This window comes from Paenibacillus rhizoryzae (assembly GCF_059686995.1).
Window position 1 is genome coordinate 353,738 of sequence record NZ_JCAALT010000007.1, and the last position, 21,673, is coordinate 375,410.

Consider the following 21,673-nt stretch of genomic DNA (forward strand, 5'->3'; position numbering starts at 1 on the left):
TAAGGGAGGGGATCATGATGCGTTTCACAGTCCGCTACATCCCGCTGAGCAAAATCAAACCCGGCTTGCCTGTCGGCATGACCGCCCGCCTTCGCTATTTACGCCATTTGATGTGGGATGGCTTGCATCTCATCGTCGTGCAGAAAGACCGCAAAGACGGCCAATATCGAATCGTACTCGGCAATGACCGCTACGAGTATTTGCGCAGCCATACGAAGAAACTGACGGCACCTTGCATCGTCGATGAATCCAAATTCGGCGCCGGTCTTCAGACCTGGCTGCAGCGCTTCGCTCGCAAGCCGCCCGCGACTGAACCAGCTACAGCCTCTGCTTCTGCAGGTGCGCTGAAACGGTTAACCCCCTCCAGCTGGGCAATCGTTCGTGCCTATCTGAAGGAAGATCACCGTTTCAATCAGCTCTCACGCAAGCAGCAAGCACAAGTGCTCCTCCTCGCGGTTCGTCACAAACAGATGATCGTCTCGGCCATGAAAGCCAAGACGGATCTATTTCTAGATGCACAAATAAACGGCAAAGGCTGATCGCGCCTTTGCCGTTTATTTCCGTTTGAGCTTGCCTTTACGCGATCAGGCGCCTACGCTTCAACAGGTTCGTGCCTCGCCGGATCGCTCTTCCCTCTTCGCTCCAGCATCCCTTGAATAAACCACGTATACCCGATAAAACCAAGCAGCGTAGCTACCGCCGTCAGAACAAAGGGGAGCAAATAATGATCACCCGCCAGGATGTACCCTGCCCAATAGGAAGCAATCGTATTGCCGACGCTGCGGGATACCGTTCGCATGCCCGCGAATAAGTTGCGGTCTTCCTCGGCTACCGCGGACATCGATTCGCTGTCTATGATGTTGTTAAGCATCGTGAAGCCTGTCCCGCGCAGCAGGAGCAGAATCGCGAATGGTGCCGCCGGTATAGCTACAGCCATCAGCGCCACAATCAGGATATTGTAGAGAAACAGGAAGATGAAGCTTCTTCGGCTTCCCAGCTTCTCGATGACGTACGGCATAATGATGGAACCGATGAAGAAGAAGAAACCGGACAGCGCAAGCAAACCGGAGATCGTGTCATCATTCATGTCAAAACGGAATTTGAGTATGACATTCAGAAACGGGCTTAGCAGCCCGTAGGTGAAGCCGGAATTGAAGATGAGCAGCGAGAGAGCAAGCAGAAAATAAACGGCATGCCGCTTCTTTTGCCGTCTGCCTGCTTCAGCCTTCGCGTCTTCCTTCTGTTTCACTTGCCCTTCTTTGGGTGCTTCGTCAGGCGATGGCAATAAGATCCCTCTCAGTATTGCAGAAAGTGCAAAACAGCCTGCCGCTGCGAAGAAAGCATATTGATAGACCGTCGTACTGCCATGAATCCAGTTCGGCAGATACCCGCCAAGCAGCGTGCCGATCCCTGTAAACAGCGTGAATATGGCAAAAAGCAGGGAATAAGCGTTCGTCTCTTCCTTCTTGCTTTTGCAATATTGGAAGATCAGTTGAATCTCCGAATTTACAATGGCTGTAACGCCAAGCGACCAGATGAGCTGTGCCACTGTGACCGCCGCCCTGCTCGTACCTAAGCCGAACACCACGAGCGAGATAAAAGAGAACAGCATCCCAATAACCAGCATTCGTTTACGTCCGACATGCTGCACGATGAGCCCGACCGGTAAGCTTGTAAGTCCAATGGTAAGCGCCCCGAGCGACGTAATTTGACCGATGGCGCCTTTGGAGAATCCAAGATCAAGCAGATGCAGGTTGAGAATGAGACTGAAGATCCCTGCCCCGATGCCAAACAGACTTTCCGTGGCAATAAATCGCTTAACGCCCGGAGATAGATCGCGAAATAGATGATACGTATACTTCCACATATGAACGCCTTTCCTCTTGCTGATGTCCTCCTATTCTAATGGAAGCAGTGGACACCTTCAACCGCTTTCGACATAATGATGGCCTCCAACTCAGTATACGATGGATATTTTGTTATCCTTAGGAGACCACATAACGGCTGCTCCAAGTTGATCACTCATAAATTTCAAAGGGACATACGAAGTCCCATTAAGCACGAAGGCTTTTGTTTGGGATACCATCTTCTTTTCATTTAAGGAGATCTCTCCATTTTTCACGTTTATCGATATACGGATTAGAGGCGAGCTTCCTTCTTTACTTTCCACAACAACCTTACTATTGGTTTCAAAACTTATGTTTGCACCAAGCATGACAAGTAGGGATCGAAGCGGGATAAAAGATTGATTGTTCCGTATGATTACACCACTGGTCAGTAATACGTCCTCACCATTGACCTCTAACGATAATGGCGGACCTACTGGTACAGGCGTTTTTGAAAAAGGGATATTGCTACCTGCGCCAAGTTCTGCATTGGTATTTATTCCCCATCCCCACAAGGTACCGTCCTTCTTTTGCATGATGATATGACTTACAGCCGCTTTAATACTTACTGCATTAGTAGCAAGTAAGTTGAACTTTGGATTTTCCGTCATTTGATTTTGGTTTATCGGCGTTTCGTATACCTCTCCGCTGTGTGTCAAAACAATTAAAGAGTTCCTAATGGTTACAGCGTCCTTGACATCATGAACGGAAGATATCATTACCGGTGTTTGCTGTTTTGTAAGTTCCTCATTGGAGCTGTTTATATAAGTGCCGCAGAACCAAAGTCTTGATTGATCGTCGAGAAACATGCTGGAGTAGAAATCCGGTAAAATTGACTTGATTTTGGCTAAACCTTTCACTTGTGCAGCAGATTCATTAGGTTCGCTGGTCCAATACCAAACAGTCCCGTCACTCTTTAACGCATGGTTACGGTAAATATCTATCATGTCATCCAATCCTTTAACAGCAGAAACTGGGCGTGGCATAAAACCACTATACGCCCACACAGTTCCATTATCCTTCAGGAATACCCAATTCCTTCCACCCATATAGGGTGCAGTCTTATCAAAACTCGTAAGGTCTGTAATATTATCGACATCTATCTTCTTTACAAGCCGAAAATCGTAGCCGAAAATGTCGGTATCCACCCATGGAATAAAGTAGACATTCCCTTTTAAATCACGAACGGCCATTCCAAAAGAATCCTCTGCTTGTGCATAACCGCCGTCCAATTCTTTAACTTGAACTAAATTAGCATTCAGATCATTTAGTGTTTGATCCTTCCAATACCAAACTGTATTATCGTTCTTCACAAAAAAATTGCCAAAACTCTTCTTAACGTCTGAAATACCTTGCACATGAGTTGGAACTAATTGGTCCCTACCCCAAATCCAGTATGAACCGTCACTCTTTATGAATGAACCTGCATCATAATATGGAATGTTCGTGGAGCCAGACTCGGCTTTAACCGTCGATACACTAAAAATAGATAGGACGAATAGGAACAATAATACAGATAGTCTTGTTATCAATTGAATGAACCTCCTTCTTGACTCATCTCTCATCGCGATGTACATTGGTTTAATCGTCATACTCGATGGAGGACCTATGCCTAAAATACGTCAGCTAAATACACATGCAGACTTCGAAAGAATGAGAATTTTCACTCGTCCAATCGTAATATTCCAACAAGATGAACTCCTAGACTCAGGCGTCATTATTAAATCGCATGATGAACATATCGTTACATCTACCAAAAACGAACAATATAAGAAGGCTGATTGTCAATTTTATTACGGTTCCAAATAATTTACGTTCATTGAGAAACGGCAGCCTTATAAGGCTGCCGTTTCTTGGTGTTTACTGGCTTCGCTGGTTCTCACTAACACGGAACGCCACAATTCTCTTAATTAAATCGTAGGGTATTGGCTTGTTAATCGGAAATTGAACCGATCCCTTCGCCATTTTATAAGGTGAAAGTTCCTCCTTAAACATTTCAATTCCACTGGGGGTAGGATAGAATCCAATGTGTTTTTCGAATGCTGCAAAATGCACCAAATTCCCATTCCATGCGAACGTCGGCATTTGATAACTGATCTTTTCAGTCGCCTCCGGTGCGCAATTGCGAATGAGTTGTCTCAGCTTGTTAAGGATCTCTTGGGTGTCGCCGGTAAACTGTGCTATATATTCGTCGATCGTGTTCATTCGATGTTTCTCCATTCTTCATCCTCCTCTTTATGCTAATTATCCTGTTTTATGTATGTTCCCCTCTAGCAATAAGACTCCGTTTTATCTTAAATGAACATATTCGTCCTCCGTTTCAAGCAATCCTTCCACGAGAGTGCAACAGTTAGACAAAGTTCACTCCAGAATACACCTTGCTAAAGCAGTATTTTTTGCAAGCACAACGTCCGATACGGTATGGAACGGAACGAAGCAAGTGGTCGTTCCGCTTGTGCCCAACAGCGGTTATCGCGACTACGTCATCGATCTTGGGACGAATGCATCCTGGACCGGCACGATTAAGCAGGTCCGCTTCGATCCATCGATGTCGGCGGGTACCGTGAACGTTGATTATTTCCGCTTGACGAACTGATGAAGAGGTTCCTTTCATTAGCAAAATTGTGATCCCATCGAAAAAGCGTTACGATAGAGTCAACAGCGAGATTAGCAGACTCCATTCGCCAAGCGATGAAATTAGAGGAGGAATCGAAATATGGACTACACCCGTCTGGGCCATACCGGCCTGGAAGTATCCAGACTATGTCTAGGGTGCATGAGCTACGGCATACCGTCAAGAGGATCGCATTCATGGACGCTGGACGAAGAGCGGAGCCGCCCCTTTATTCGCAAAGCGCTTGAGCTCGGCATCAATTTCTTCGATACCGCAAACGTCTACTCGGACGGCACTAGCGAAGAAATCGTCGGTCGCGCGCTGAAGGATTTTGCCCGGCGCGAGGACGTCGTCATTGCGACCAAGGTTCACGGTCGCATGCGGCCAGGCCCGAACGGCGCCGGCTTATCGCGCAAAGCAATCATGAGCGAAGTCGACGACAGCCTGAGAAGACTCGACACGGACTATATCGATCTCTATCAAATTCACCGCTGGGACCCTCATACGCCGATGGAAGAAACGATGGAAGCGCTGCACGACGTCGTCAAGTCCGGCAAGGCCCGCTATATCGGCGCTTCGTCCATGTACGCCTGGCAGTTTCTCAAAGCGCAGTTCACGGCAGAGAAGCACGGCTGGACCAAATTCGTCAGCATGCAAAATCATTTGAATCTGCTGTACCGCGAGGAAGAGCGTGAAATGCTTCCCCTCTGCCAGGATCAAGGCGTAGGCGTCATCCCGTGGAGCCCTCTGGCACGCGGCCGTTTAACGCGCGGCTGGGACGAAATTAGCGAACGCTCGGAAACAGACGCATTCGGCAAGACGCTGTACACGTCCGCTGTAGAGTCGGACCGCGCAATCGTAGAACGTGTCGGACGCATCGCCGCTGAGCGCGGTGTACCGCAGGCCCAGGTAGCGCTGGCCTGGTTGCTAAGCAAATCCGCGGTCACTGCTCCGATCATCGGCGCGACGAAGCCCGGCCATTTGGATGACGCGACCGCGGCGCTATCGCTTGCGCTCACTTCCGGCGAAATCCGTGAACTGGAAGAGCTGTACGTGCCGCATCCGATATTAGGCTTCCAGTAATTCAGCAACGAGAGGCGGCCTCCGAAAATTCGGAGGCCGCCTTGTTCATGGCTGGTCAGCGCAAACCTACTGCTCGCACTACCCTTGATTGGGTTGCTATACTACTAGGAGAAGGAGTGAGCCATGATGAAACGATTCATTGACAGCCCCATTCGCAACGATGAAGAACGTAACCGAGCTGCGCTTGTCGAGCGGCTGGCAACCTTGTTCGCAGAGCGAGCGCCCCGGTACGATCGCGAGGGCTCGTTTCCATTCGATAATTTCGCCGACCTGCAGAAGAACGGCTATCTAAAGCTGACAGTTCCTCGCGCTTTCGGTGGCGATGAAATCCCTCTGTATGAGTTCGTCCTGCTGCAGGAACGGCTCGCTTACGGGGACGGCTCAACCGCGCTTGCCGTAGGCTGGCATCTCGGCCAGGTCATGCATTTGCGTACGACCGGTAAGTGGCCGGCGGAGACGTTCGAAGCACTATGCCGCTCCATCGTGAAGGATGGGACGATGATTAACACGTTCGCCAGCGAAGCCTCCTCCGGCAGCCCGAGCCGCGGCGGACGGCCGGAGACGATCGCGGTTGCCGCGGACGGCGGTTGGCGGATCACGGGACGCAAGACGTTCAGCACGCTGTCGCCGATTCTCGACCGCTTCGTCGTTTCCGCCTATCTCCCGGATGAAGATTGCACGGCCGATTTTCTCGTTCATCGTTCGGACCAGGTGTCGATTGTCGAGACATGGGACACGATCGGAATGCGTGCGACAGGCAGCCATGACGTCGTGCTGGACGGCGCTTTCGCTAGCGCGGACAGCCGGCTAACAGGCAAAAGCACGGATGACGGAGGCGGTTGGCTGCTGCATATTCCTGCCTGCTATATGGGCATCGCCCTGGCCGCGCGCGACTATGCACTGGCATTCGCCCGCTCGTATAAGCCTAATTCCTTGGATAAGCCGATAGCCGCACTCCCTTCCGTTCAACAATCGATCGGGGAGATGGAGGTCGAGCTTCGCACTGCCCGCACCCTGTTGTATGCGGCGGCCGACAGATGGGACAAGGAACCGACGGAACGGACCGCAATGAAGGCGGAGCTCGGCCTGGCGAAATATACGGTCACGAACAACGCTATCCGCGTCGTCGACCTGGCGATGCGGATCGTTGGCGGCACCAGCCTATCGCGCGCGAATCCGCTGGAACGCTACTACCGCGACGTCCGAGCCGGCTTGCACAACCCGCCGATGGACAGCTCGGTCATCCAGACGCTGGCCGCGTCCGCGCTTGGCGAGAGTACATAATCAAAACAAATCGTCGCTCGCCCGCTGCGGCGCGTTGACGTCCCCTTTCAGGAAATACTCATGCTTTCCGAAATGGGACAGCGCCGCTTTATCGGATTGCCATACCCATTCGTCGATTTCGGTCTGGCAGCGGTGAGCGCGGAACGCGGCGAGCTTAGCTTCGTTGTGAGCCTGAACGTCGATACGGACGACGTCCTTCTTGGTGTATCCGAAATGCTCCGGACGCTCCAGCGCGTCGCCGAACGTAATAAAGTACAGCGCTCCTTTATCAGCTGAACGCCGGAAGGCGGCTGTCGCGGCCTTGCCGATCGCGCAGTGGTCCGGATGACCGCCATACCGTTCATGGAACGTCAGCACAACGTCCGGCTCTACTTCGCGGATAATCGCTTCAATGCGCTCGATTAGCGATGCTTCGTCTTCGAATTCAACGGTTTTGTCACGGAGGCCGAGGAACATCAGCCTGCCGATGCCCAAGCAGTCGCAGGCTTCCCGCAGTTCCTGCTCCCGGGCGGCAGCCATCGTTTCGCGATTGAGATAAGGCGGGTTCCCCATTCGGCGGCCCATATCGCCCTTCGTTGCACTTACTAACGTGATCTCGACGCCTTCTGCGGCATACTTCGCCAGCGTGCCCCCGCAAATAAACGACTCGTCATCGGGATGGGCGAGCACCGCAAGAAGCTTGCGATTCCGCACTTGTTCATGGCTCATTCCGGAAACGGCTCCCTTCCTAGGTGCAGCGCGACGTTCATGCGGCCTCTGTCGTCATAGCCAGCCAGCAGCAGACGGCCCTGCCCGTCCACCTCGAAATGAGTGAGCGCTTCCATCCGCAGCCAGCCGTGGCCGTCGAACCGAAGCGCAGCGCGGAAAGACCCTTCCCCTGCGATAAAAGCATGCGTTACCCGTACCTTGAAATTGCGGACGAACATGAACGACGTCGCTTCGCTGTGGATATAAACCTCGTCCCCGACGAATTTCCGGAGCTTGGCCTCCACTTCCATTCTTTTTATAGGAATCATGGCGCAATTCTCTTTTCTTTTGGAATTATAATCCTATTTCTGATTTCTCCGAATTCTGGAAAAGACGAGGAGCCCGGCGATCAACATGGCTATGTAACCCAAGTTTTTGGCTAACTCGGAATTCATTCCTAGCACCATACAAAGATTGGTGACCAAACTCTTCGTTACGAGCGCAACCGCAATCAGCATGATCGGACGAATAATATTGAACCTATTCATATGTACCACCTTTTCTTTTGTGTCTGCTAATTCTTCACGATGATTCTTCAGCTATCGTGATCCGATATCCGTTTTGTACTCGTTGAATTGTATCATGATTTGTGATGAACGTCAGAATAAATAGAATGAAAGAAACATATCCCCTTAACAGCTTTCCCAATCATCATAACTTGTACGGCATATAGGGTATATGGTTTCGTTTTCATTAGTGAACCTTTGCATATCGCCCCGACAAAAATAATATCGTCATCGATCTTAAATCATCATACCGTCGCAGAAAAAAATGGCCAAGGAAGATTACTCCTTGGCCATTTTTTAATTTACTGGTACGTGATCGACAGCTTCGGCCGGTTTGCCGTTGTGGCGTCTTCCGCGGAGTAGATATCAACCGCAATATTAGTTGGATTATCAATATACAGCAGAACGCCCTGATTGGTGGACGGTGTGGTCAGCCAGCCCTGTACGACTGCAGGATCGAGGGTGATATCGATCACCTGATCACCGGTCGCCGTGAAGCTGGTTATCGCAAACGATTTGCCGGACACATAATCGGTCCCGTTGCCTTTTGCACCTGCCGTCGCCCATTGCGCTCCGGACTTGCGGTTCTGCCACCCGATGAGCGAATAAGTCGGATCGTAATCCGTCTGCATGTAGCGGCCTTCCATCGTAAAGCCGGTCGCCCATGTATTCATCTTGAGTGTCAGCTTTGCCGACGCGACCGTTTTGCCGGCCGGAATCGAAATACTATCGAAGCGCAGCAGCGAATCGATTTCATATGGCATTGTCTGGCTGGTTTGATCGAATACTTTCAACGTGCCGCTGATAATATTGCCGCCGTTGCCGCTGTATTGCGAAGTGAGTGACACATCCTTCGCGCCGGAGTAGCCGCTCACTCCTTGCTGGAAGGTGACCGTTCCCGTGGCGCTATTCGATACGGTTACAGGTACCGAGGAGGATGTCGTCGTATTGCCCGCAGCGTCCCGCGCTACAGCCGTAAACGTATGTGAGCCGTTTGTAAGCGATGTCGTATTATACGAGATCGAATACGGCGAAGTCGTGTCTTCCGTGCCGACATTGGTGCCATCGACTTTGAATTGGACGCCTGCGACGCCAACATTATCGGAGGCGTTTGCCGACACCGTTATCGTGCCCGATACCGTTTGGCCGCTTGTTGGCGCTGTGATCGATACCGTCGGCGCCGTCGTATCGGCAGCCGCGCTTTTAGTCACGGACACCGAGGACGACGTCGTCGTATTGCCCGCAGCATCACGCGCTACCGCCGTAATCGTATGCGAGCCAGCCGCCAAGCCCGAAGTGTCGTACGAGATCGAAAACGGTGAAGACGTGTCTTCGGTGCCGACATTAGTACCGTCGACCTTGAATTGTACGCCCGCGACGCCTACATTATCCGAGGCGTTTGCAGACAGCGTTATCGTGCCCGATACCGTTTGGCCGCTTGTTGGCGCTGTAATCGATACCGTCGGAGGTGTCGTATCGCCAGGGCCGGAGCCCGACAGCAGTTGGGATGCCAGCCACGTGAAGCTGCCGGTTGTGCGGAACTCCCAGCCCCACTTGCGGTTTGGCGTAATCCGGTAAGCGGTTTTTCCCGCTGATGGACCGGTCGGGCGAATCCAGAAGTTGACGCCGATATCGTAGCCGTAGTATAGGTCGTTTACAGCCGATTCCCAGGTCGTATTTGGCGAACCGCCGAGCAGCTGGCCGAAGTAGTCAGCCCACAAAATCGCGTTCCCCACCTCCAGGTCATGCTCGATCGTCGTACCGCCGGTCGGATCGCTTGAGCTTCCGCGCCCGCCGTCCAGCGCATCGGAAGTGCCGTCATATTTCACCATATAATCCGGATAGCGAAGCGCTCCGACATAAGTATCGTAGGCGTGATAAGCATCGGAACGCGAAGCGTTATTCAGGAAGGTTCCTATGCGCTTCACAAAATTAGCGATATTCGAATCTTCCGTGAATGCGTAAGCGCGGATCATTGCATCTTCGGTCAGCACGCTCATCCAGGTCGAAGCGATCAAATCGCCGGTTACGCCGTCGCCATGCTGGCTGCCGTAATGATACAGTCCGCCGTCGACGCGGTTTGCCGGTATAAGCCCGCCCGCACCGTTCTGATGCCAGATGAAATCAGCCGTTTGATTTTGCACGTTGGTCTTGTAAGTCGTGTTGCCCGTAACCTCGTAAGCGATCAGGTTGGCGAGCAACCGGAAAGCCGTATGCCGTTCGGTCCAAGTCCCCAAGCTCGGATCCCACCGTGTTGGCTCGTCATTCGTTTCATGCGCCTGAACGATCAGCGGGATGTAGGTCAGCATATCGTTGTCGCCCGTCAGCCAGTACGTATAAGCCATCGACTCGTCGTAGCTGTACATGGCCCCGTTGCCGCCCGGCCAGCCGTTCGGATCCGGATTTTTTAACGTGAATAGCCCGACGGCACGGGAAGGCGTCGTTGTGGCCGGATAAATTTTCGTTTTGTAAAAGTCGGTATGCCGCACCGCCTCTCGCAGTGCTTTCAACGATCCGCTCCGCATGTATAGCGTGTACATCGTTGCCGCGCGGTCATAAAGCCATGGATCGTAGTTTGTTTTGTAGTCGCTCTTGTAGCCGGAGCCGGAATCGCCGGCGATAACGGCAGGATCATCCTCATTGATGAGCATGTAGAAGTTGTTTTTGAATGCATGCTCCATCTCCGTGTAACCCGTCCAATGCTCGGTTGCATCCATCGTGGTCGGATTGTCCCTTGACTCGGTTATGCTGCTGTCGAACGTGCTCATCCGCGTTCCTTTCAGTACGCCTTCAGCAAGAAAGTCTTTCGGCAGCACCGCATAAACGTCTGGCTCGTAAACATTGTCCGATGCTACGAACGTGCCCGACGTCACTTGATGCCATGCCGATCTCGGATTCGTAAGTGTTGAAATGTTCTGGCTCCGGTTGTTGAGACCCCATTCCACTGTTATCGTCTCCGAATTCGGATAAACGGAAGCAAACGTATTCTGAATCTGGATGCGCGCAACCCGAACGGAAGCCCCATCCAGAGAAGAGTTTGTTATGCTGCGCCATGGCGTTTGCATTTCAACGTAAGCGGGGATTTCCGTGCCGCCCTTCAGCACGCGAATTTTCGATATATTCGCAGGCGTTATGGAGCCTCTTGGAAACGGTACGCCGAACGTAACAAGCTTCGTTTGTCCTGAGGTGACATTTTCCATCGGGTACAGTTTGACGGAGATGCTGCCGGATGTTTCAGCAGGCGCAAAGAACGATTGGGTCGCGCCGAACGAGACGACAGGAAATAAACCGGTAAGTAGAGCGATCAAACATAGGAGGGAAACTAATTTAACGGAAAGCCTTCGCATAAATCCACACCTTCCAACATGTATTTGTTGGGTCTTCGAGTAAAAGCACGCTGTTGTCTTGGATGAGAAAGCGAGCTAATACATTAATCGATCTCTTTTTAACTCACCTCCTTCTCGGGAAGCCTTAATCTCCACGATTGAAATCTTCTCAAATTATTCCAGCTGAAGAAGAGTATGAAGGATGTCTTCTTTATTTGATATATCGATATTTTTTAAAACTACCGATTTTTTTTGAAAGTACAAAATAAGTGAAGAAAGTGATAAAAGAGGCAAGAAAACGGAATAAATCCCACGCGTGTAAGCAGGAAGCACAAAAAAGACCATCGCTATAGGTTTGGCAATGGTCTTGCTTCGACTCCGTTTCGTACGATGAACCCCAGCCTTGCGGAGCAGTAAACTTATGTTTAACTTCAACTCCGCTTTTGTTAATTGGAGTCAGTAATTTTCACGAGGATCGTCTAATCGATCTAATGCTTGATAACGAAGTTGCTCCTGCCGTTAACCAGGTAGAGACACATCCTTTCAACCAGCAATTCGAAAATGCAACATTTATGAAAGAGCATAACGTCCAAATCGAGTCCTGGGCACCATTTGCTGAAGGCAAAAATAACTTATTCCAGAATGAAGTATTGTCAGCTATAGCAGCGAAGCATACTAAATCCGTAGCTCAGGTCGTATTGCGTTGGTTAACGCAACGAGAAGTCGTCGTGATTCCAAAGTCGGTTCGTAAAGAAAGAATGATCGAGAACTTCCATATTTTTGATTTCGAATTAGATCAAGCCGATATGGAGTCGATTGCTACGTTAGATACGAAACAAAGCCTGTTCTTCTCACATCGCGATCCTGAGATGGTTAAATGGATCGGTACGCGTAAACTGGATATCTAACTGCTAATTAAGGCTGCCTGATCAAAATGTCGGCAGCCTCTCAAAAATCTGTCCCCTATGATGCGATTCGTGTTCAATGAGATGGTAGACAACCCACTCAGGTGTTACATCGTAATGAGTAAGGTTTCTTGCTCTGCGCCAATCCTCTAAGTCCATAGCACGAAAATGGAAAAGCAATTCATCGCGTACAGCTTGTAGACGATTTAAATGTTCTTTTAAGTTCTGTCCCTCAATCTGTGTCAAAGTACTATCCTGATTACGGGCTTCTTGAGGAAACAAAGAAAGTATCTTTGGATTCCAATCACAGCCAAGAACGTCTTCGTAGAGCCAATCCGCTTCAATTAACGCGATATGATATAACAACGATCCGATCGAGTGGCCGTTTAGTTTGGCATCGAGATGCCGCTGACTTATTCCTGAAATTTTTTCTACAATCGTTCGCCGAACATCCTCCAGACACCATATCCACTTACCGATTTCTTTTTCGAAATCTGGCAACGGTGTAATTTCCAAGTTTTTCCTATCCACTCTCATCTCCTCCTTATTCTACAAACATTTCATCAATTCAACACAGGGTTCAGTTCAAACACTTCTGTACTTCCATTCCAATCTACCTGCAACTTAACGGATGAATCTTTGGCTGCTAAGAATCCATTACTCTCTGAAGAACCTAAATGATTAAAAATTCCGGTTTTTGATTCATAAGTGGAAATAGGTACGCTTGCGCTTCCGCCTCCACCACCTTTTGTATCATATGTGTAGCTTAACTGACCGGTTGGTTTAGACTTCTTTCCAATGTACTTTAATAACAGTTTTGTTTTGTGGTTATCCTTATTTTTCATTTTGTACACGAAATAAACGGCTGCCCAATTTTCGGTATGTCCCTTGTATTCGTAGATAAACTCAATATCTTGGGCATTATTAATGTCTGGAACATTACTTTTCTCCATATCGGTATAATAATTCATTTTGTCTGTGCAGCCGTTTAGTACAACTATACATATAAAGATAACGCCGATTATTTTCTTCAATTAATTACTCCCTTTCATCTATTTTCCAAATTCACCTCATAGATACATACGAGAAGGAGCAGCATTCGTTGCACTAACTGCGGCTGCCAATCGTGCTGGCAGCTTCGTCCAAAGTGTATGGAGCTATCGTTCCCCTTTAGTTAAGATACGGCAGCCTTATGTAGGCTGTTTCTTCGCGTTTTGAACGCTAGCTAGCACTTGTACCCGTTAGTTTAATAAATGGCCGTACGTCAAAAGTACCACACCGATACCTAAACTCAGTAAAGAAAAAATCAATAAATGAAACATTACAATTATTTCGGAGATTAATTTAATCTTCCTGCGTTTCAGATACCATAACAGCAATAAAGTGAATAGACTAAGAAAAAAAGCTGCGACTGGCCCACCTAAAAAATAGATAAACATTGAGGCAGGCGCCCCAGTTAATTCATTCCCGGTATCGCAAAGAGATGCCAGTAAAAGAACGATAAAAAAATAATTGATGAATGATACCACTAAGGCTAAGGTTATTAGTGATTGATTATTAAACTTTTCAATGAAAAGCTTCATTCTTTAGATATCCTTTCCATTCTTATTAGGTCATTTATCTAAAGCCAATTTTCAATTGCCGAACAAGACTTTCAATTGTGTCTGCTCAGCTGATTCGCTCTAATATTACCAATTATGGATACAAGGTGTGAATGAGGATTTCTACCTACAATATGAATTTTACTCGTTAGTTGAGAAAAGGAAGCCGGTCATATGACCGGCTTCCTTCGTGTCTTGATTCAACTATCGTTAGGTTATATAATGCGCGGGCCCGGCTTTGGAGACACAATATAGATTTCACGGATTTGCGTGTTTCCTTTTGTGTCAACATAGACTTTATATTCGCCTACTTCATACGTACCTTTCGAGTTATTTTCGATCGAGAACGTTTTTTTGATGTCAACAAACGAACCGTCGGAATATTGTTCCCTAACCATGATAGTCAAGTTATTTCGATTACCTTTGAGTTTTTCTACGAAAGCCGTTGGCGTCGCGCCGATAACAGTGGCCGGAGGCGCAATTAACGCCATTAACTTTGCCTTAGCACTGCCGTCTGCCATAATAGCGACAAAGTTGTGAGCCATAGCGATATCGGCAGCTGATCCAGACTCGAGAGCCTTCGAAACGGCAACCGTTGCCGATGCTTCAAGCCTTTCGTTGTATTCGCCATCGCTTAACAGAAATAAATCCGTAAATATTTCTGAATTCTTTAATTGTCCGCTTGCAACTTCGAATGTGCCTCTGGAGCCGTCGGATTCATCCGGGCCGTCGGATTCATTGAGCATGATCGATACGCCGATTCTTCCGTTCGCAAGCTCCGATGCAGGATTACGATATAGCGTATTAAACGGAATTTTTAAATCGTAAATCGTCGTTTTAGTCTCTTCGTCTCGCGTGATCTTTGCCACGATATCCGTAATCGGAGCAGTCGGCGCATTGCCGCCTGAAGGACGAGTCCAGCCCCATTTGATCACTTCGTTGTCGTTGTTGAGCGTGAATCCCAATTCATTCCGCGTAGTGCTGTCGGTTACAGGATTGCGTAAATCAACGCCTAACTGCAAGTTATCCTCTCTCCATATATTCCCGCCTGTCTGGCTATTGAAGTGCACGTCGTCCGTAACGACAATGTACGCGTATAAATTGTCGTCGTCCCAGGCGAAACGCGATTCTGCGCTGAGATCTTGCGGACTATTCCACGTTCCCGCCGTTACATAATCTTTGGTGTCCATTACGAATGCCGGAGTCGCTGCGCTCTTGGCCGGATTTTCCGCACCGGCAGAGCCTGCCTTTTCAGCGTAAGCCGCATCGGATTTTACCGTATAGGCGTATTCGTTTCCGTCTTCGAGTTGAAGCTTGAACGTGATCAGACCTGCAACATACGACGGTAAATCTACGGTTACGGATTCGCCTGCCGCAAGCGAGTTGAATGGGATAGGAGTGAATTCTCCGGCATAAGCAGCCGGGGAAACCATCGTCAATGTCCCGGGCGCGGAGGCTTTCCCTCTGACATTATACTTGAAGTTGAATTGTTTCTGATCTCCGTTTTGGATGAAGTTAAACACAAACGGTTCCGCCAATAAATCCGAGCCGTAAATGCCATACGGATTGCCGGCTGGGGTGCTATTTCTCAAACCGGATGAGTAATAATTGTTGCTTAGTTCGATCGACGTGCCTCCGTCTCGCAGCATCGCATACACATTGTTATTCTGACCGTCCTTTGACGGCTGGAAGTAAGAGGAGTATACTTTCGCTTTCCCGCCGCGGACGTCTATACCCGGATTGTTACCGGGCAGCTGAGTGAAGTTTGCTTGCTGGAAACGAACGATACCGTTATTTACTACCGCGCCTGCGATGCTCGGGCTTCCCCAGAACGCGCTGTTGTACAGAACAAGTTCAGCGTCAGGGTGAATTTTTGCGGTATTAGGGGTATCGCCCATTCTGACGTACGCTCTGTCCGGCTCCGTCGCGATGTTCGTATTAACCAATTCCGAGTTGATCGCGATGATTTTGGTGTGTTCGTCCGCGTCTTCCACATACAACGAATACGCGCATCCGTCCGAGCCGTGCCCGATCATCGTCAATTTTCCAGGATACGCATATTCGCCGTTCCCCAAGTCTCTCTTCAGGAAGTGTACGCCGTAAACCGAACCGTAAACGAAATTGTTGAAGATCGTCTCGTCTTCGACGTCGGAAAATTTGAGCGCGCTGAGGTATCTTTGCACGAATCCGTACACATCGCCGGAAGGCGCCGTATAGCCTTGATCTCCCGGAAGTCTCAAAGCGTAATGCGGATTGAGTTGCATATTTCTGATGAATCCCCCCTCCGAGCCTCCTCCGACCCAGATGCCCGCTCTTAAGAGGGTACCGCCTAAATAATCTACATAGTGACCGTCGGTTCGATAGGAAGCCAGGTCTATGCCTTTATCCCCGATCGGGATCGTTAAGTTGATGGCATATACGCCTGCGCCTTGTCCTTGCACCAAGAACGGCGTTTTAATCGTTTGGTCAGGATTGTTGAGGTTGACGCTGGTGATATTCGCCTGGGTAATGCTAAGTCCTCTGAGACCTGCGTTAGTCTCAAGCCGAATAAGAGAAGCTCCGTTTTCTCCCTCATCGCCACCGGTGTAAGTCGTGAATATCGCCGTGCCGCCGCCTTGCGTATGGTGCTGTACGTCCCACGTTCCTCTGACTTCCACGCCTTCGGGAACGATTACGGGATGATCCAGTCTATATCTTCCGCCTGGTAAATAGACCGTGCCGCCTGCGTGATGAACTTTAATATAGTCAAGAGCAGCCTGCAGTTTTGCGGATATGTCCACGGTCGGCGCGTTGCCTGTTAACGAGCGCGGGAGGTCAAGTCTAAGCACTGCGTTCGATGCCGGTCGCGGGTGTACGTCAATATCTGTTTTTATGTCTTTCGGAATAGGTTCAAACAGATACTCAACGTCGTTAACGATTTGAACCGTAGTGTTATTGCCGTCAGTCTTAACGTCAAGATTAAGGTCATCGATGCGATCGGCAAGGTTAGCGCTCTCGATGTTAAGGTTATACCCGGAGTTCACCGATTTGAACGATCCGAAGTTTGATCCGAGATGTGCATGTTTGTACGCCTGTTTGAAGTTGCTCTGACTGACCAATGCGTTGCCGCGATTAAGGAAGTTCAGAGCGTAATCGTCATATTCGTCGAATGAACTATCTTCGAAGGAGATCACTCCGCCTCTGGCGTTGCTTACAATCGGACCCTTGAATGCAACTCCGTTGAATTGAACGGAAGTGTCGAAACGCTCATTGAAATAGGCTGCGGTGTCGCCTCCGAATTCCGAACTCGAGATCAACAGCCCGAAACCGTTAACGCTGTCAATAAAGATGCCGGTTTGACAGTCTTCTGTCGTTACGCCATAGAACTGCGCGTTCGGAGATTCGTTGCCGCCCGGTTCTCTTCCGATCCACATCCCTGTCTTATACCCTGAAACGCGCAGACCGGATATATATTCCCAGTCCGAGCGATGCATCATAAATCCGGTAGCGTTCCCTCTTGTATAGGCTTTCGCATCCGAAAGACTCGGTGCCAAGGCAAGTCCTGAATTCGCCCAGTATATTGGGTCGATGTCGACGTTCTCGATACGCCCGATGTCCGTACAGGTGTGAATGACGATGCCCTTGTAGAGAGCCGTTATCTTGCTGTTCAGAACATAATGCATCTCGCTGGGCAGGGAGATGAATCCTCCCCAAGAGTTGACGAGAGTCACGTTATCCAGCGTCACGCTGTTTCCGGTTCTTTGATAGAACGTCCACGGATACGGAATGCCATGAATCGTTTCCGTGTCCCCTGTCTTCTGACCGTCCTCGCCTCTCACTTCGACTACGGTTTCAGCAGTAAGATCCTGTTCGGGGTACCAGACCGAAAGGTTCGTTACGCCTGTACCTTGCTCCATGTCGATAAATCGATCGGACACGTTGGCTACCTTTTTCCCGCCTGTTTGATTCTCACGCTCGTCGGAATCCACATACGTGTCATAATTGGCGGTACCCCTGCCGGCATATACGGCTAATACGGTGCCGTCGATTTTACCGTCGTAATGATCCGCATCCGGGTTATCCCATTCGCCGCGGAGCTGTACGCCCGCCCGCAAATTCAAAACTTGTTTATATTCGTAGGTCGTATTGCCGTTCGCGCTTTGAACGCTAACCGTGCCGGTCGTTTCCGTACGGAACGCATAGGTTCCTGCCGGAATATAAACTACGCCGCCGCCATCATTATAAGCCGCGTCGATCGCCGCTTGGAAGGCCTCTCTGTTATCGACGTTCACTAAGTGTTCCGTTGCTGCCATCGCTTCTGTTTTCGCGCCGAAAGCCAGGACGTTATAGTCCGATATCGCCCAATCTTTCGCGTCGTATTCCTGCGCGATTGCCGTTCTCATATAGTTTGCATAATCGTATCTGTCCGGAACCGTCAACACGAACGATTTAGTACCGGATACGGGAGCGGCTGCCGGGCCTCTTGATACCGTCGCCGTGAGCGTTACGGTACCGCCGTCGTCCGGACGGTTCGTCGGGATCGCGCCTGCAGCGGTTATGCGAGTAGCGTCGGACGTCGTCCATGTAAGATCCGTCATATTCTCGCCCATCGACGGAAGAACGAGGTTCGTCGACACATTAGTCTGATCAGCATTCACGCCTTTGATAGAATCCCATGTCAGTTTGTCGATCATATGACGTACTGCATCCACATCGTTACCGGTACCCGTTCCGCGAACGATGATAGGAAAGGTTTTAACAACCGGTGCTGCCGTACCTTTGCTTATTGTCGCCGTGAGGGTTACGGCTTCATTGTTTTCTTGACGTGCTACCGCGCCGGTGCTGCTGCTAATTACCGTGTTATTAGTCGATGTCCATACAATGTTTGTTCTCGTCGAACCCGCCGCAGCAAGTGTCAAATCCGTTTCAACCAGATCTTGTCTCGTATTTGTACCCTTGATCGCATCCCAATTGAGCGCGTCCGCAGCAAGTTGTACCGCTTCTGCGTCCGTTGGCGGAATTTCAGTTATACGTATGCTCTGAATGATTGCTCCTGCCGTAGCGAAACGGAGGTGCGCGCCTTGATTTTGCGCGCCTATCGCAAAGTTAGCTCCGTTAAGCACAACCTTTGAAGTTACCCAAGCGCTGCCGCTTCCAGCCGCCGGAATGCTGGCCGATCTATAGGCATCAAATCCGGAGAAACTGCCAGGATAGATGGTGTTGTAGTGCAAAGAAATACCGCCGGTTGCGCTCGGTCTCCAGTAGGTGACCGCGAGTTCGACCTTGTTTACCTGCTTAAGCCGATCATCGTCTACAATAACGTAAATAAAGTCGCCAACCTTCACGGCGTCAACAGCGCTTTGAGTTACTCTTTCCACATTCACACTATCTCCGTTGAGGCTGATGCCTACGCCATTGCCTTGAAGCTTGTTGCCCGATTGAATAAATGAACCGGAATCGTTGAAGTCAATGAACACTTCGGCAAGCTCGTTTGCCGTGCTGGCTACTGTCAAAGCAAATGGTACCTGAACAGGCGTTGCGCTGCCTTTGCTTATTGTCGCCGTAAGGGTTACGGCTTTGTCTTCGTCAGGGCCGCGGGTGACGTTGCCAGTTGCGGTATCTATGATGCCTCCCGGATTAGCCGACCATGCGATAACCGTGCCGTTCGCCCCCGTTGTCGGAAGCGTTAACGCCGATCTTACCTCGGATTGATTCGCATTGGCATTCTTGATCGTGTCCCATGTCAGATGAGCCGCAGCGTCCGTTACGGCTTGATTGTCGTCAATAGGCTCCACTTTAACTCTAGTATGTGTTCCTGCGAATGGATACTGCGTACTTTGAGCCGTGCGTGCGAACATATAATAGGTGTTGCCTGTCGGTTTTGCAATGGTCGCAGAATATACGCCTGTAAGGAGCGTACCCGCCAGCCAATCGCCTTCCGCAGGAGCGGTGCCGGTGGTGTTGACAGCGAACTGCACAGCCTGACCGTTAGTCGGCGCCGACGACGATAACGTAACGCTGTCTGCTGTCTCGACAGCTGCGGGAATCGGTTTCGGCGAATCCAATGTGCTCTGGAAGCGCGGATTCTTGATATAGATGTCGCCTTGGGGCACAGATGGCCATTGCATTTGCAATCTCCCGGCTTCTACCCTGTCCAGATTAACGGGATTGAAACCATTCGACGAATTTGCCGCCGATAATTGCGCAGCTACCGTAATCCATCCGTTAGCAGGTCCATTTCTCATATCGCTAACGTTAAGGTTAAGACGCGAATTGGTGTCAAGATTGTTGCCGCCAGCCGCTATGGCAATCCAGTTATTCCCACTAAAATTCAATAGGTCCGCATGAGTAACATACATATCAAACACAAAATACTGATTCGCGTAACCTATTAAATCCTGATTGCCGCTGCTATTAATAAAGCGGGCATCCCAAATCCGTTCAGCGCCTGCGCCGATTCTTCCCGCGCCTAACTTAAACGCATTATTTCCGTCCGGCGCAACTGCATTCGCTCCCTCATTTGCATTAGGGAAATACGTCGCAACCCGAGCGTTGACCGCGGCCGGCACAGCTTTCACCGTCACAGTAATCGCTTTCGAAGCACTTGCGGCACCTTTGGTTATTGTCGCCGTGAGCACTACGGTTTTGTCTACTCCTCTATTAGTTAAACGATCCACGCTTCCGGTGCTGCTTATTGCCGCATTGTCCGAAGACCATGCTACGTTCGTCGTTCCTATAGCTGTCGAGAGATTGAGCGGTGATTTCACATCGCTATCCAGCGTATTACTGCCTTTAATCGTATCCCATGTCAGGGACGACGCCACTGTATCTACCAATGTTTGTTCGTCAATAGACGTTACTGTCGTTCTTGTCGATGCGCCGATGAAGGTATAACTGCTGTCTGCTTTCGTACGCGCGAATACATAATAGGTGTCTGCTGAAGGTAATGTGGCAAATTGATACGTATAAACACTACCGTTGTTATTTCCATCCACCCAACCGCTTCCGGGAGCGATCCCGTCCTCGCTTATTGCAAATTCCACGGCTTGCCCGCTAGCCGGCGCGTTGGCAGTTACCGTTCGTGTCGCTACGTCAAGTGCGGGAACCGATGACGGTGAAAGCGGAACGCCTAACGTACTTTTCTGGAAACGCGGGTTTTTAATGAAAACGGGGGTGCTAGGGACGCTCGCATCCCATTGCAGATGCATGGCCAGTCTAGTTACTTTGTCTAGCCAGGCGTCATTGAAATTCCCAGCTACCGCACTTGTCGACGATAACTTCGTATAGACCGTCGCCCATGTACCCACCGCTGCACTTGTGACCCCGCTTATATTAAGTTGTAGGCGAGAATCGACGTTAAACTTGTCCCCAGAGGGATTACTGTCGCTGACGACGACGAGCCAATTATTTCCTTGCATATTTTTAAAGCTCACATTGGGAATGTACATCTCGAATACGAAATAGCCGTCTCTATAAGCGGACAAATCCTTTAGAGGCGACACGCTCGGCGTGAATAGGTTATCCCAAGGACCACCTCCCTTAGAGGTTCCGGTGTTTAAACTCCACGCTGTCTGTCCGTCCGGCGCATTGGTTGCTGTCGCCGTATTACCATCTACACCTGCATTTACGGTCAAAAGCTGTACGGCATCTCCCCATGCCGCGCTGACTGACTTAGGTGGAGAAAACAAAGTGAATAGCATCGCTGTCACAAGCACATAGGCTAATAACCGTCTTTTTATCAT

13 protein-coding genes and 1 pseudogene are annotated in these 21,673 nt (G+C 49.8%); 5 read left to right on the forward strand and 9 right to left on the reverse strand.

The annotated features are described in order from the left end of the window. The first annotated feature begins 14 nt into the window (after positions 1–14). Entirely contained in the window at positions 15–539 is a 525-nt protein-coding gene (locus AC6ESO_RS22355) for a hypothetical protein (RefSeq protein WP_497093330.1), read from the forward strand. Between the two features lie 53 nt (positions 540–592). Here AC6ESO_RS22355 and AC6ESO_RS22360 read toward each other — a convergent pair whose 3' ends face one another. The 3 genes from AC6ESO_RS22360 to AC6ESO_RS22370 form a co-directional block, all read right to left on the reverse strand. Continuing rightward, the gene (locus AC6ESO_RS22360) at positions 593–1,867 is read right to left on the reverse strand and encodes an MFS transporter (protein ID WP_497093331.1); all 1,275 of its coding nucleotides are present in this window, start codon (positions 1,865–1,867) and stop codon (positions 593–595) included. A gap of 90 nt (positions 1,868–1,957) precedes the next feature. Next, entirely contained in the window at positions 1,958–3,418 is a 1,461-nt protein-coding gene (locus AC6ESO_RS22365) for a stalk domain-containing protein (RefSeq protein ID WP_497093332.1), read from the reverse strand. 328 nt (positions 3,419–3,746) lie between these two features. Then, positions 3,747–4,091: an iron chaperone gene (locus tag AC6ESO_RS22370; RefSeq protein WP_497093333.1), complete on the reverse strand. Its 345-nt coding sequence runs from the start codon at positions 4,089–4,091 to the stop codon at positions 3,747–3,749. 136 nt (positions 4,092–4,227) lie between these two features. On the opposite strand from AC6ESO_RS22370, the gene AC6ESO_RS22375 reads away from it, so the two are divergent. The 3 genes from AC6ESO_RS22375 (at position 4,228) to AC6ESO_RS22385 (ending at position 6,867) form a co-directional block, all read left to right on the forward strand. Beyond that, entirely contained in the window at positions 4,228–4,482 is a 255-nt protein-coding gene (locus tag AC6ESO_RS22375) for a hypothetical protein (RefSeq protein ID WP_497093334.1), read from the forward strand. A gap of 120 nt (positions 4,483–4,602) precedes the next feature. After that, positions 4,603–5,583, forward strand: a complete 981-nt coding sequence (locus AC6ESO_RS22380; RefSeq protein ID WP_497093335.1) for an aldo/keto reductase — start codon at positions 4,603–4,605, stop codon at positions 5,581–5,583. 126 nt (positions 5,584–5,709) lie between these two features. Then, positions 5,710–6,867, forward strand: a complete 1,158-nt coding sequence (locus tag AC6ESO_RS22385) for an acyl-CoA dehydrogenase family protein (protein WP_497093359.1) — start codon at positions 5,710–5,712, stop codon at positions 6,865–6,867. Here AC6ESO_RS22385 and AC6ESO_RS22390 read toward each other — a convergent pair whose 3' ends face one another. From AC6ESO_RS22390 to AC6ESO_RS22400, 3 genes are all read right to left on the reverse strand, one after another. Beyond that, on the reverse strand, positions 6,868–7,575 hold the full coding sequence (locus tag AC6ESO_RS22390; protein ID WP_497093336.1) for a PIG-L family deacetylase: 708 nt from the start codon (positions 7,573–7,575) through the stop codon (positions 6,868–6,870). Further along, the gene (locus AC6ESO_RS22395) at positions 7,572–7,883 is read right to left on the reverse strand and encodes a DUF1806 family protein (protein ID WP_497093337.1); all 312 of its coding nucleotides are present in this window, start codon (positions 7,881–7,883) and stop codon (positions 7,572–7,574) included. Before AC6ESO_RS22395 ends, AC6ESO_RS22390 begins: the two co-directional genes overlap by 4 nt. A 539-nt stretch (positions 7,884–8,422) precedes the next feature. After that, positions 8,423–11,467: an Ig-like domain-containing protein gene (locus tag AC6ESO_RS22400; RefSeq protein WP_497093338.1), complete on the reverse strand. Its 3,045-nt coding sequence runs from the start codon at positions 11,465–11,467 to the stop codon at positions 8,423–8,425. Positions 11,468–11,895: 428 nt separating this feature from the next. Between AC6ESO_RS22400 and AC6ESO_RS22405 the strand changes: the two are divergent. Next, positions 11,896–12,354: pseudogene (locus AC6ESO_RS22405) on the forward strand (aldo/keto reductase); the annotation flags it as partial. A 21-nt stretch (positions 12,355–12,375) separates the two neighbouring features. Here the strand turns inward: AC6ESO_RS22405 and AC6ESO_RS22410 are convergent. The 3 genes from AC6ESO_RS22410 to AC6ESO_RS22420 all read right to left on the reverse strand — a co-directional run bounded on the left by AC6ESO_RS22410 (position 12,376) and on the right by AC6ESO_RS22420 (position 21,673). Beyond that, a complete protein-coding gene (locus AC6ESO_RS22410; RefSeq protein ID WP_497093339.1) occupies positions 12,376–12,882 on the reverse strand; it encodes a DinB family protein in 507 nt (168 codons plus the stop codon). 32 nt (positions 12,883–12,914) lie between these two features. Then, the gene (locus tag AC6ESO_RS22415; protein ID WP_497093340.1) at positions 12,915–13,385 is read right to left on the reverse strand and encodes a hypothetical protein; all 471 of its coding nucleotides are present in this window, start codon (positions 13,383–13,385) and stop codon (positions 12,915–12,917) included. A gap of 782 nt (positions 13,386–14,167) precedes the next feature. After that, positions 14,168–21,673 (reverse strand): immunoglobulin-like domain-containing protein, encoded by a 7,506-nt coding sequence (locus AC6ESO_RS22420; protein ID WP_497093341.1) that lies wholly within the window; start codon positions 21,671–21,673, stop codon positions 14,168–14,170.